Below are 12,959 nucleotides of genomic sequence, written 5' to 3' on the forward strand. Positions count from 1 at the left end.
ATAACTCCAAGCTCAAGACCTTCGTGCGCGACATGCGCCCGGTGATCGAGATGGGGCCGGACGCCATCATCATGTCAGACCCCGGTCTCATCATGATGATGCGTGAAGCCTTCCCGCACATGCCTATCCACCTGTCGGTACAGGCCAATGCGGTCAACTGGGCCACGGTGAAGTTCTGGCATCAGATGGGCCTGACTCGCGCCATCCTCTCCCGCGAACTCTCCTTGGACGAGATCGAAGAGATCCGCATGCACGTGCCGGAAATGGAGCTCGAAGTCTTCGTCCATGGTGCCCTGTGCATGGCCTACTCCGGCCGCTGCCTGCTCTCTGGCTACATCAACAAGCGCGACCCCAACCAGGGTACCTGCACCAACTCCTGCCGCTGGGACTACAAGGTTCACGAGGGCAAGGAGGATGACGTAGGCCAGATAGTTCACCGTCAGGAGCCCATTGCGGTGCGCCCGGACAACACCCTGGGTCTGGGCAAACCGAGCGATGCGCTGGTCTTGCTGGAAGAGGCCAATCGCCCCGGTGAGTACATGACGGCGTTCGAGGACGAGCACGGCACCTACATCATGAACTCCAAGGACCTGCGCGCCGTCGAGCACGTCGAACGCCTGACCAAGATGGGCGTGCACTCCCTGAAAATCGAAGGCCGCACCAAATCCTTCTACTACTGCGCCCGTACCGCCCAGGTCTATCGCAAGGCCATCGACGATGCGGTCGCCGGTCGTCCGTTCGACGCAACCCTGATGGGCACCCTTGAGAACCTGGCCCACCGTGGCTATACCGAAGGCTTCTTGCGCCGTCACAACCACAGCGAGTACCAGAACTACGACTATGGTTACTCCATCTCCGACACCCAGCAGTTCGTCGGCGAGATCACCGGTCGCAATGGCGACATGGTGGAAGTGGACGTGAAGAACAAATTCCTGGTCGGCAACAGCCTGGAGTTGATGACCCCGCAGGGCAACCTCAGCTTCAACCTGGAACAGATGCAAAACCGCAAGGGTGAGCTCGTCGACACGGCGCCGGGCAACGGCCACATCGTCTATGTGCCCGTTCCCCAGGAGATCGACATCAGCCACGGCATATTGCTGCGTAATCTGGGCGATCGTCAGGACAGCCGCAACCCCCATACGGCGGCCTGAGATGGCGCTGCTCATCACCGACAAGTGCATCAACTGTGACATGTGCGATCCCGAGTGTCCGAACCAGGCCATCAGCCTGGGTGAGGCCATCTACGAGATCAATCCAGACTTATGCACCGAATGCGTCGGTCACTATGAGAAGCCCACCTGCATCAGCGTCTGTCCCATCGACTGCATTATCTGGGATCCCCTGCGGGTGGAGAACGACGCGCAGTTGATGGAGAAGTTTGTGAAGCTGCATCGCAGCTAACTTGCCAGAGATGGTCAAACAATGAGGCCGGGCTTATGCCCGGCCTCATTGTTCTCCGCAGCCAATACGGCGTCGCCATGCCGACGTGAACGGAGCGACCAGGGCCTCGACTCGAAACAGGGTGCCAGCGAATACAGGGGCCGGATAAGGTTAGCGCTTACTTATTCTTGTCATCAACCAGGGCGCGCAAGGCCCCATTGTGGATCTGCTCCTGCTGGAGTTTGGCCTGCGCCTCATCAAGCTTGGCCTGCTTCTTGGCGATCTTGTCAGGCTTGCCCTCCACCCGGGCACTCTGCAACTCGCTGAGCCGTTCATCTACCTTGGTTTTCAGCTCGACCAACTTGCGATCGCTCTCTTTGAGCAAAGCGCCATCGTCACAATAAGCCTCAACATTATTGAGTGCCTGCTGCAAACCAGCGACTTGGCGATCGTTGTCATGGGCCCGCGCCTCGCTCAGGGCAGAGACCAGGGCGTCACGCTTGGCAGCGCAACCCACCGCAGGAGCCGCCATCACAGGCCCCGCCAGCCAGAACCCCAATGCCAGCACGGCTATGCTCTTGTTCATTTTCCACCTCTCGTTCACCGTTGTTCCGTGAATGATGCTCATCCAACTTCAAGCACACTGCTCATTCACCACCTTTTAAATGGTGCTCATCTGACCTCAAGGTCACCTTGCAGGTCAAGACTGCACGAAAGTGGTGCGACAGGGTTTGCGCAACATCATGATGGGGACCATTGCTCCGATCTACAATGGGGCTTTGTCATCAGGAGTTTCCATGAGCCAACAGATACTGATCATCGCCAGCGGTGCCCCCTATGGCAGCGAGTCCCTGTTCAATGCCTTGCGCCTCGGCTTGGCACTGCAGGAAGAGGGGGCCAGCCTCAGGTTGTTTCTCTTATCCGATGCGGTGAGCGCCGCCATTGCCACTCAGGCCCCCGCCGAGGGTTATCACCTGCGCCAGATGCTGGACATCTTGCTGGTACAGGGGGCGGAGGTGCGCCTGTGCCAGAGCTGCTGCGATGCCCGTGGCATTGGTGCCCTGCCTCTGATCGAAGGGATCCGCATCGACCACCTGCCGACCCTGGCTCAATGGACACTCGCTGCCGACAAGGTGCTGACCTTCTAGATCGCCAGGGGTAAGTCATCACTTACCCCTGAGCTTCCCTGCCTTGCCTCCTTGGTATTGCCCGTCCAAAAAACAATTCAACAATGACTAATCCATAATTATTTCGCTATGTGGTTTCATGCGCAACAACCCTTGACTTTCCCCCTGCCCGTACATAAAGTGCCCAACCTTTGAGGTCTTTTGAGGTCCGTGGGCCACTGGGGCCCATGCCCAGCAGAATGACTTCCTGGCCCTCGGTATCCGTCATTGATGCCAGGCCTTTACTGATAAGAACAATAAATCGGTCGCTTCAAGCGACCGTTTGGCTATTTCGGGATGAATAAGCAAAACAGCACTCCCTCGACCTTCCGTCGAGCCTTTTTCTGCCTATCGTTCCGGAACACTTATGTCATTGATGAACATGAATATCGGTAAGAAACTGAGCGTCGCCTTCGCGACCTTCGGTCTGATGATGGTCGCCATCGGCGGCTTCTCCTTGTTGCAATTTGATCGTATCAACAGCCGCTCCCTGGAGCTGACCGATGCCATCATTCCCAGCATCAATCGCGTCAATAACATGGGCCAGACGGTAGCCAACTTGCGTCGCTTCGAACTGAGCTACCTGCTGGTCGATGAGAACCCTGCCCGTCAGGCGGAGTACGGCAACCAGATGCGCAGCGAAATCAGCAAGATCACGGGACTGTTGGCGCAGTATGGCAAGACGCTGTTCGATGCCGAAGAGACACGCCGCTATCAGGCAGTGAGCGCCAACTGGCAGCGCTATCTGGCATTGCACGATGCCGTCATGGCACAGCTGGCGCGAGGGGAACACGCCGCTGGTACGGAGCAGTTCCTGGCAGGCGCCCCGACCTATGTCGCGCTCCATGACGCCGTCGACCAGTTGATCGCTCAGAACCAGTACTATGCCAAGCTCGGACGCGAGGAGTCCCAAAGCGCCTATGAGAGCGCCCGCACCAGCATCTTCATCACCCTCACCATCGGCATACTGCTGGTCATCGCCTTTGCCACTCTGCTGACCCGGCAGATCCGCGATCCTATCGTGTTGCTGGCCAAGCAGGCCAAGCTGATTGCCGGTGGGTATCTGGGCCGCGGAGAGCTGTGTGATTACATCGATGCCGGCAAACTCAACCGGGATGAAATTGGCGAGCTGGCCCTGTCGGTACGTCAGATGAAGGAGGGGCTCAGCGATCTGGTCAACGAGATCTCCACCTCAGTCACCCAGCTCAGTGCCTCGGTGGATGAAGTGAGCGCCATCTCGGAGCAATCAGCCCAGGGGATGCGCCAGCAGCAGAGCGAGATCACCCAAGTGGCGACCGCCATGAACCAGATGCAGAGCACAGTGCTCGAGGTCTCCCGCAACACCACTGATGCCGCCAATGCCGCCCAGCATGCCTCCCAGGCATCCAGTGCCGGCCAGGCCGTGGTGCAGAGCGCCATCGGCAGCATCGAGGGCGTGGCGGGCAAGATAGACGAGGCGGGCCAGGTGGTGCAGCAGCTCGAGCAGGAGAGCGCCAACATCAGCCTGGTGCTGGATGTGATCCGCAACATCGCCGATCAGACCAACTTGCTGGCCCTCAACGCGGCCATCGAAGCGGCCCGCACCGGTGACCAGGGCCGAGGCTTTGCCGTGGTCGCGGATGAGGTACGTACTCTGGCCAAGCGCACCCAGGACTCCACCGCCGAGATCCACAAGATGATAGAGAGCCTGCAGAGCCGCGCCGAACTGGCCGGGCAGGCCATGAACAGCAGCCATGCCCAGATGCAAACCAGCGTCGAGCTGGCACAGGATGCTGGCCAGAGCATCGCCAGGATCAATGAGGCGGTGACCCGGATAACCGACATGAACACCCAGATTGCCAGCGCCACCGAGCAGCAGAACTCGGTCACCGCCGAGCTCAACCGCAACATAGTGAACATCCACAATGTATCGGACGAGAATGCCCAGGGGGCCCAGCACACGGCCCAGGCCTGTACCGAGCTAAGCCAGCTGGCCAGCCACCTGCAGCAGCTGACCCGCCGCTTTACCTTGTAAGGCGCCGGAGAGAAAAGAGGCCGGGATCTGGGATCCCGGCCTCTTTCTATTTGTACTCTCCTCATGATGACTGGTGCGTCGCCTGCTCCACCTCGGACAATGCAGGTCGCGCAATGCGAGTCCCCCACTCATAGAGCGCCAGGATGGCAAGACAGAGCAGGGCCATGAGCCCATAAAGCCAGCTGCCTCCCCAGTTTGCCACCATCCAGCCCCCCAACAAGGCGCCGATGGCAACCCCCATGCCAGACATGGAGGCCGCGCCGAAATAACTGCCTTTGAGGTGTGCAGGAGCCATCTGATCGATCAACACATTGAGCAGCGGGAACAAGATGCACTCCCCCACACTCAGCAGCACCACCGCCACCAACCAGTGCCACCAGATGGCGGTATCGCCGAGGGCAAACAGCAGCTGGGCGCCGAGAAAGAGGGCAACCCCGAGCTGCAACCTGTGCTTGATGCGCCAGTTTGCAGTCAGATGCAGCAGCGGGAACTGCAATATCACTATGGTTAGCGCATTGGCCGTCACCAGCAGGCCGATGAGCCGTTCTACCTCCGGGGTGCCTGCCCGGGTCAGGTACTGGATGAGCGGTGACTCAAACTGGGCATAGACCAGCATCAGCAACAAGTTGGCCAGGGTCAGCAGCAAGAAGCCGCGATCCCGGGCTAGCACCCTCAGCACGGCGCGCATGCCGGGACCGGCCGTGCTGCCAACCTGACAACGGGCCAACCTAAAACCGATGAAGAAGGTGACTCCGAGCAGCAGGTAACTGATGCAAAGCAGCAGGAAGGTCTCCTGGCGCGCACTCAGGCCATAGGTGACGCCGATCAGGGGACCAATGGCCGCGCCCAGATTGAGCAGAAAATAACGCAGGTGCAGCGCCAGCTCGCGGGCCTTGGGCTCCGCCAGGCTGTCGGCCATCAACGCCTTGCCCGGTGAGTCGATGAGCCCATAGGAGAGACCGCTGCCAATCACCCCGAGCGCCAGCCAGGCGACTTGGTGGGAGAGGCCCAGCAGGCCGAAGCTGACCGCCGAAACCAGACAGCCGAACAGCAGGATGTTGCGCCGCCCCCACTTGTCCGACAGCCAGCCGCCATAGAAGCTGACCAGGGTCGAGAGTGCCGCCGTGGCCCCCAGGATGAGGCCAATCAGGGTCGCCGAGAGGTCATAGTCGCGATAGAGCAAGATGGAGAGGAAGGGCCAGACCATGAAGAAGCTGGTGCGCACCATAAAGGTCCCCAGGATCACGATCCAGACTAGCGGGGGAAATTGCCTGAGATAGGCCCACGACATACTGCAACTCCTTATGACAGCTTGAGAGCGGGTCGTCCGTTATAACAATGGGCTTCAAAAGAAACAATGGCATTGGCACAGATAAAATCCAGACACAAAAAAGCCGACCCTGAGGTCGGCTTTTTCACAGCACAGATGCCTTATTCGGCAGCTGGCTCTTCGGTGGTGGCAACAGCCACATCGGCGGCCGGAGCGGCTGCTTCGGTCGGTGCATTCGCTTCCTTGATGGAGAGACGCACACGGCCTTGACGGTCCACTTCCAGTACCTTCACCTTGACCACGTCACCGATGGTCAGGTGGTCAGCCACGTTCTGTACGCGGGCATCGGTGATCTGGGAGATGTGCACCAGACCGTCTTTACCTGGCAGAATGTTGACGAAGGCGCCAAAGTCGGCCAGACGCACAACCTTGCCTTCATAGATGCGGTTTACTTCGATCTCGGCGGTGATGGCCTCGATACGACGAATGGCTTCCATGGCAGCTTCGTTGGCTACGGCAGAGATGCGGACAGTACCGTCATCATCCAGCTCGATGTTGGTGCCGGTCTCTTCGGTCAGGGCACGGATCACTGAACCACCTTTACCGATCACATCCTTGATCTTCTCGGGATTGATCTTGATGGTGTGAATGCGCGGTGCAAAATCGGAGATCTCGCTGCGCGGTGCCTGGATGGCTTCGTCCATGACCTTCAGGATGTGCAGGCGAGCGCCACGAGCTTGCTTGAGGGCAATCTCCATGATCTCTTTGGTGATGCCTTCGATCTTGATGTCCATCTGCAGCGCAGTGATACCCTGGGTGGTACCGGCTACCTTGAAGTCCATGTCGCCGAGGTGATCTTCATCACCCAGGATGTCGGACAGCACCACGAAACCTTCTTCTTCCTTCACCAGACCCATGGCGATACCGGCAACGGAGGCCTTGATCGGCACACCCGCGTCCATCAGCGCCAGGGAGGAACCACAGACGGAAGCCATGGAGGAGGAGCCGTTGGATTCGGTGATCTCGGACACCACACGTACCACGTACGGGAACTCGGCGGCGCTCGGCATCACGGCAGCGACGCCGCGCTTGGCCAGACGACCGTGACCGATTTCACGACGCTTGGGGCTACCCATCATGCCGGTCTCACCGACGCAGTACGGCGGGAAGTTGTAGTGCAGCATGAAGCGGTCGGCGCGATGGCCGGTCAGCTCGTCGATGTTCTGGGCGTCACGCTCTGTCCCCAGGGTCGCAACAACCATGGCTTGTGTCTCACCGCGAGTGAACAGGGCGGAGCCGTGGGCGCGCGGCAGTACGCCGGTGCCGACGTGCAGGGCACGGATCATTTCCGGATCGCGACCATCGATACGCGGCTCACCACGAACCACACGGCCACGGACGATGCGGCTTTCCAGATTGTGGAACTCTTCGCCAATCTTCTTGGCATCGGCTTCCACACCGGAGGCGATGACCTGCTCGACCACACGCTGCTTGATGGCACCGATGGCGGCGTAGCGCACGGCCTTCTCGGTGATGCGGTAGGCTTCACCCAGTTCAGCGGTTGCCAGCTCGGCAATCTTGGCCTTCAGGGGCTCGTTGACGGCAGGCGGAGTCCAATCCCAAGGCTGGGTAGCAACTTCGGCTGCGAATTCGTTGATGGCGTTGATCACGACTTGCATCTGCTCGTGGCCATAAACAACCGCGCCCAGCATCACTTCTTCAGAGAGGATGGCTGCTTCGGATTCCACCATCAGTACCGCGTTGGCAGTACCGGCAACCACCAGGTCCAGATCGCTCTGGGGCAGTTCGGTGGTGGTCGGGTTCAGCACATACTGACCGTTCATGTAACCGACGCGAGCGGCAGCGATAGGGCCACCGAACGGGATGCCGGAGGTGGCCAGGGCGGCGGAAGCGCCGATCATGGCAACGATATCGGGGGACACGGCCGGGTTCACGGACATGACGGTGGCAACCACCTGAACCTCATTGAGGAAGCCTTCCGGGAACAACGGGCGGATGGGGCGGTCGATCAGACGGGAGATCAGGGTCTCACCTTCGCTGGGACGGCCTTCACGACGGAAGAAACCACCCGGGATACGACCAGCAGCATAGGTACGCTCCTGATAGTTGACGGTCAGCGGGAAGAAATCGCGACCGTGGTCGGCCTCTTTCTTACCAACAACGGTCACAAATACGCAGGTATCGTCCATGCTGACCATGACGGCCGCAGTGGCTTGACGGGCCATCACACCGGTTTCCAGTGTGACGGTGTGTTGACCGTACTGGAATGACTTTACAATAGGATTCACGTGAATTTCCTTTTGACAATTTGGCTCTTTAAATTCGCGTGCAAGTATACTTGATCCGAACCAAAAGGTAAGCGCTTACCTGAATTGAGTGATAAGACAACAGCTTGCAAGGCAATAAAAAAGGGGAACCTCGCGGTTCCCCTTTTTCGCAAAATCTGATTGTCGATTAACGACGCAGACCCAGCTTGGCGATCAGAGCAGCATAACGCTGAACGTCCTTACGCTTCAGGTAGTCCAGCAGCTTACGACGCTGGGAAACCATGCGCAGCAGACCGCGACGACCGTGGTGGTCTTTGGAGTGCTGTTTGAAGTGACCTTGCAGATGGTTGATCTGGGCAGTCAGCAGGGCAACCTGAACTTCAGGAGAGCCAGTGTCGTTGGCGCAACGAGCGTTGTCAGCAACGATGGAAGCTTTGATCTCAGCATTTAGAGACATAATGTTACTCCGATAGAGTGTTTAAAGAATCACAGCCAATCTCTAATTCAGCCGTGAAATGAGGGCGGTATCATAATCGCAGCGCCTGGCTAACGCAATGGTTAACTCGGTCACGGCCTTATCCGCCATTAATCTTCGTCGTGATAGCGCACCAGACGCTTGGGAGCGACACGCCCTTCGTCGTCTATCTCGCCCACACCGATGAACTCACGCTCCGGACCGACCGTCATGCGGACCTGTCCGCTCGAGGGGGCACCCGGAACCTGCACGGCCTGGCCCTGGTTCACATAAGCGGCCACGGCCGTCAACATGTTCACCTCGGGCAAGGCAGCGACTGCGGTATCCATCGGCAGCAGCAAGGGATCAAGCTGTTCGCGGCGGGGGCGTGCTCTCGGCCTTGGTCTGCTCGAAGATGCACTCGAGCTGCTCCAGAGTCAGCATCCGCTCATAGGGATATTGAGCCACTTGAGTTCGACGCAACGCTGTGACGTGAGCGCCACAGCCGAGCACTTCCCCCAGATCATCGACCAGGGTACGAATGTAGGTACCCTTGCTGCAATGCACCTCAAGTTTCACCTCATCGCCCTCAAAGCTGAGCAGCTTGAGCTCGAAGATGGTGATGGGACGCGCTTCTCGCTCGATGACGATGCCTTCACGGGCATATTCATAGAGCGGGCGGCCATTGTGCTTGAGGGCCGAGAACATGGACGGCACCTGCATGATGGGACCGCGGAACTGATCCAGTGACTCGATCAGTGTCCCCATGGCCACGTTCACGGCACGGGTGGTCACCACCTCGCCGTCGGAGTCGCTGGTGTTGGTGCGCTCGCCCAGCTTGGCGGTCACCTCATAGCGTTTGTCCGCTTCCAGCAGATACTGGGAGAACTTGGTGGCCTCACCGAAGCAGATCGGCAGCATGCCGGTCGCCAGGGGATCCAGGGCGCCGGTGTGACCGGCCTTGGCGGCGTTGTAGATGCGCTTGACCTTCTGCAACACATCGTTGGACGTCAGCCCGGTTGGCTTGTCCAGCAGCAGGATGCCGTGTACGTCACGGCCCTTGAAACGACGTTTACGAGACATCTCAGGCTTTATCCTCTGTGCTGTCATCGGCAGCGGGCACTTCGTCTTCACGGCCGGCTTCGGCCATGCGACGCTTGTCGTCACGCACGGTATTGGACACCAGGTTGGAGATACGCATCCCTTCGACCAGGGTCTGGTCGTAGTAGAAGCGCAGCTCAGGCACCACCCGCAAGCGCATGGCGCTGCCGAGCAGGCTGCGGATGTAACCGGCAGCCTCGGTCAGGCCCTTGAGCCCTTCCGCGATGCGCTCGGCATCGATATCCAGCTGCAAGAAGGTGACATACACCTTGGCATAGTTGAGGTCCTTGGACACTTCCACGTCCGAGACGGTTACCATGCCGATACGTGGGTCTTTCACCTCACGTTGCAGAATGAGCGCGATTTCGCGCTGGATCTGCTGGCCGACCCTGTTGGTCCGGCTGAATTCTCTGGCCATATTTCTATCCTGCGATAAAAGGGGGCCGCAGCCCCCTATTTTGTCTTGCTCTCGGCTTACAGAGTCCGTTGAATTTCAACAGTCTCGTAAACTTCGATCTGGTCGCCTTCGCGTACGTCATTGTAGTTCTTGACCGCGATACCACACTCGTAACCGTTGCGGACTTCGTTGACGTCATCTTTGAAGCGACGCAGGGATTCCAGCTCGCCTTCATAGATAACCACGTTCTCACGCAAGACGCGGATACGGTTGGAACGTTTGACCACACCTTCGGTGACCATACAGCCGGCAACGGCGCCGAACTTCGGTGACTTGAAGACGCTACGCACCTGAGCCAGACCGATGATCTCCTGACGATATTCAGGAGCCAGCATGCCGCTCATGGCCTGCTTCACTTCGTCAATCAGGTCATAGATGACGGAGTAGTAGCGCAGATCTAGGTTCTCGGCCTCGATAACCTTGCGAGCGGAAGCGTCGGCACGGACATTGAAGCCAACCAGGATACCGCTGGACGCGGCGGCCAGCGTGGCATCGGTTTCGGTGATGCCACCAACCCCGGAGCCGACAATCTTGACCTTGACCTCTTCGGTGGACAGCTTGACCAGCGCATCGCAGATGGCTTGCACCGAACCCTGTACGTCGGCCTTGATCACCACGTTCACTTCGGACACTTCGCCCTCGGTCATGTTGGCGAACATGTTCTCCAGCTTGGCCTTCTGCTGGCGAGCCAGCTTGACTTCGCGGAACTTGCCTTGACGATAGAGCGCCACTTCACGGGCTTTCTTCTCATCACGTACAACGGTGGCTTCGTCACCGGCAGAGGGAACACCGGACAGACCCAGGATTTCAACTGGCAGGGAGGGGCCCGCTTCCTTGATCTCGCGACCCAGTTCGTCACGCATGGCACGAACACGGCCGTATTCCAGACCACAAAGGACGATGTCGCCCTGGCGCAGAGTACCTTCTTGTACCAGTACGGTAGCAACAGGACCGCGACCCTTGTCCAGGAAGGACTCGATCACGACGCCATTGGCCATGCCATCGACAACCGCTTTCAGTTCCAGTACTTCGGACTGGATCAGGATGGCTTCCAGCAGCTCGTCGATGCCTTCGCCAGACTTGGCGGAGACGTGCACGAACTGGCTATCACCACCCCAATCTTCGGACATGACGTTGTAACGGGACAGTTCGGTCTTGACGCGATCCGGATCCGCTTCTGGCTTGTCGATCTTGTTGACCGCAACCACGATGGGCACACCGGCCGCCTTGGCGTGCTGGATGGCTTCGATGGTCTGCGGCATGACGCCGTCATCGGCAGCAACGACCAGGACGACGATATCGGTCGCCTGGGCACCACGAGCACGCATGGAGGTAAACGCGGCGTGACCCGGGGTATCCAGGAAGGTGATCATGCCACTGTCGGTTTCGACGTGATACGCACCTATGTGCTGGGTGATACCACCGGCTTCCCCTGCGGCAACCTTGGCTTTACGGATATAGTCGAGCAGCGAGGTCTTACCATGGTCAACGTGACCCATGATGGTCACGACCGGTGCGCGCGGCTTGGCTTCGGAAGTCTCGTCACGATCGGACAGTACCGCCTCTTCCAGCTCGTTCTCACGACGCAACACCACCTTGTGGCCCATCTCCTCGGCAACCAGCTGAGCGGTTTCCTGGTCGATGACCTGGTTGATGGTGGCCATGGCGCCCATCTTCATCATCGCCTTGATGACTTCGACACCCTTGACGGCCATCTTGTTGGCCAGCTCGGCCACAGTGATGGTTTCGCCGATGACGACATCACGGTTCACCACGGCAGCCGGCTTGTTGAAGCCGTGCTTCATGGCGTTAGGCATGGCCATCTTGCCGCGCTTGCCCTTGCGAGCACGCGGATCACGGGAGTTGCGATCATCTTCGCGGCGACCCGGTTTCTTGGGAGCACTCTTGGCGGCGGCGGCAGTACGACGGCTGGTCTCTTCTTTGCGATCCAGTTCATCTTCTGCTGCTTGCGCATGCTTGTTGGTGGTCAGGTGGTAGTCGCTGCTCTCTTTGGCGCGAGCGGCCTCTTCCTCTGCCCAACGGGGGCCGTTCTGTTCCGCCATGATGCGAGCCTCTTCGGCTTTCTTCGCGGCGAGTTCTTCAGCCTTGGTCAAGGCTGCTTGTTCCTGTTGGCGCTTCAGTTCTTCTGCTTCGCGCTTGGCCATCTTTTCTGCCTCTTGCTGAGCTGTGCTACCGGCTGCTTTAGCGGGCTGTTGAGCCTGCTTGGCCTTTGATTGTGCCTCGGTGCGCGCCTTTTCCTCAGCTTCACGACGAGCTTGCTCAGCCGCCAGGCGAGCCTTCTCTTCAGCCTCACGGCGAGCCTTTTCTTCGGCTTCGTGACGAACTTTTTCTTCTGCTTCCAAACGCGCTGTTTCCTCGGCTTCCGTCTGGCGCTGCTCATCTTCGAGCGCCGAACGTCTTACATAGGTGCGAGACTTACGCACTTCTACCTGCACTTCTTTATTCTTGCCGCCAGTACCTTGAACATTCAAGGTGCTCTTGGTTTTGCGCTGCAAGGTCATGCGGGCAGGTGCGAGAGTCTCGTCACCTCCATGCTGTTTCTTCAGATGGGCCAGCAGAGTCTGTTTCTCAGACTCGCTGACCAGGTCGTCGGCCTTGCTCTTGCTGATACCGGCGTCGACAAACTGCTGGAGAAGACGATCAACCGGTGTGTCGATGTCAGTGGCAAGTTGTTTGACTGATACTTCTGCCATTCATTATCCTCCGTTTGATCTTAACTAGACTGCTCTTCTCCGAACCAGCAGATGTTGCGAGCAGCCATAATCAGCTCACCAGCTTTCTCTGCGGTCAGTTCTTCAATATCAGCAA

10 protein-coding genes and 1 pseudogene are annotated in these 12,959 nt (G+C 58.7%); 4 read left to right on the top strand and 7 right to left on the bottom strand.

Annotated features, from left to right (window positions below):
• A partial coding sequence (gene trhP / locus G113_RS14095) for a prephenate-dependent tRNA uridine(34) hydroxylase TrhP (RefSeq protein WP_005905031.1) occupies positions 1-1,151 on the top strand: 1,151 nt, incomplete at its 5' end.
• Position 1,152: 1 nt separating this feature from the next.
• Positions 1,153-1,401: a YfhL family 4Fe-4S dicluster ferredoxin gene (locus tag G113_RS14100; protein ID WP_005905033.1), complete on the top strand. Its 249-nt coding sequence runs from the start codon at positions 1,153-1,155 to the stop codon at positions 1,399-1,401.
• A 157-nt stretch (positions 1,402-1,558) separates the two neighbouring features.
• Here G113_RS14100 and G113_RS14105 read toward each other — a convergent pair whose 3' ends face one another.
• A complete protein-coding gene (locus G113_RS14105) occupies positions 1,559-1,966 on the bottom strand; it encodes a DUF1090 domain-containing protein (RefSeq protein ID WP_005905035.1) in 408 nt (135 codons plus the stop codon).
• A 211-nt stretch (positions 1,967-2,177) separates the two neighbouring features.
• Here G113_RS14105 and G113_RS14110 point away from each other — a divergent pair, with 211 nt between their 5' ends.
• Both G113_RS14110 and G113_RS14115 read left to right on the top strand, forming a co-directional pair.
• Complete coding sequence (locus tag G113_RS14110) at positions 2,178-2,528, top strand: DsrE/DsrF/TusD sulfur relay family protein (RefSeq protein ID WP_005905036.1); 351 nt, start codon at positions 2,178-2,180, stop codon at positions 2,526-2,528.
• 385 nt (positions 2,529-2,913) lie between these two features.
• Positions 2,914-4,560 carry a methyl-accepting chemotaxis protein gene (locus G113_RS14115; protein ID WP_040319247.1) on the top strand — a complete coding sequence of 549 codons (1,647 nt, stop codon included), beginning with the start codon at positions 2,914-2,916 and terminating at the stop codon, positions 4,558-4,560.
• Positions 4,561-4,621: 61 nt separating this feature from the next.
• Here G113_RS14115 and G113_RS14120 read toward each other — a convergent pair whose 3' ends face one another.
• The 6 genes and pseudogenes from G113_RS14120 to infB form a co-directional block, all read right to left on the bottom strand.
• Entirely contained in the window at positions 4,622-5,851 is a 1,230-nt protein-coding gene (locus tag G113_RS14120; protein ID WP_005905039.1) for an MDR family MFS transporter, read from the bottom strand.
• A 140-nt stretch (positions 5,852-5,991) separates the two neighbouring features.
• Positions 5,992-8,139, bottom strand: a complete 2,148-nt coding sequence (gene pnp / locus G113_RS14125; RefSeq protein WP_040319248.1) for a polyribonucleotide nucleotidyltransferase — start codon at positions 8,137-8,139, stop codon at positions 5,992-5,994.
• Positions 8,140-8,305: 166 nt separating this feature from the next.
• Positions 8,306-8,575 (bottom strand): 30S ribosomal protein S15, encoded by a 270-nt coding sequence (rpsO, locus tag G113_RS14130; RefSeq protein ID WP_005905044.1) that lies wholly within the window; start codon positions 8,573-8,575, stop codon positions 8,306-8,308.
• Between the two features lie 128 nt (positions 8,576-8,703).
• A pseudogene (gene truB, locus G113_RS14135) lies at positions 8,704-9,655 on the bottom strand (tRNA pseudouridine(55) synthase TruB).
• A gap of 1 nt (position 9,656) precedes the next feature.
• Positions 9,657-10,091 (bottom strand): 30S ribosome-binding factor RbfA, encoded by a 435-nt coding sequence (gene rbfA, locus G113_RS14140; RefSeq protein WP_005905046.1) that lies wholly within the window; start codon positions 10,089-10,091, stop codon positions 9,657-9,659.
• Between the two features lie 56 nt (positions 10,092-10,147).
• Complete coding sequence (gene infB / locus G113_RS14145) at positions 10,148-12,844, bottom strand: translation initiation factor IF-2 (RefSeq protein WP_005905048.1); 2,697 nt, start codon at positions 12,842-12,844, stop codon at positions 10,148-10,150.
• Positions 12,845-12,959 lie beyond the last annotated feature (115 nt).

Origin of the sequence: Aeromonas molluscorum 848 (assembly GCF_000388115.1) — a bacterium.
Classification (GTDB): Bacteria; Pseudomonadota; Gammaproteobacteria; order Enterobacterales; family Aeromonadaceae; genus Aeromonas; species Aeromonas molluscorum.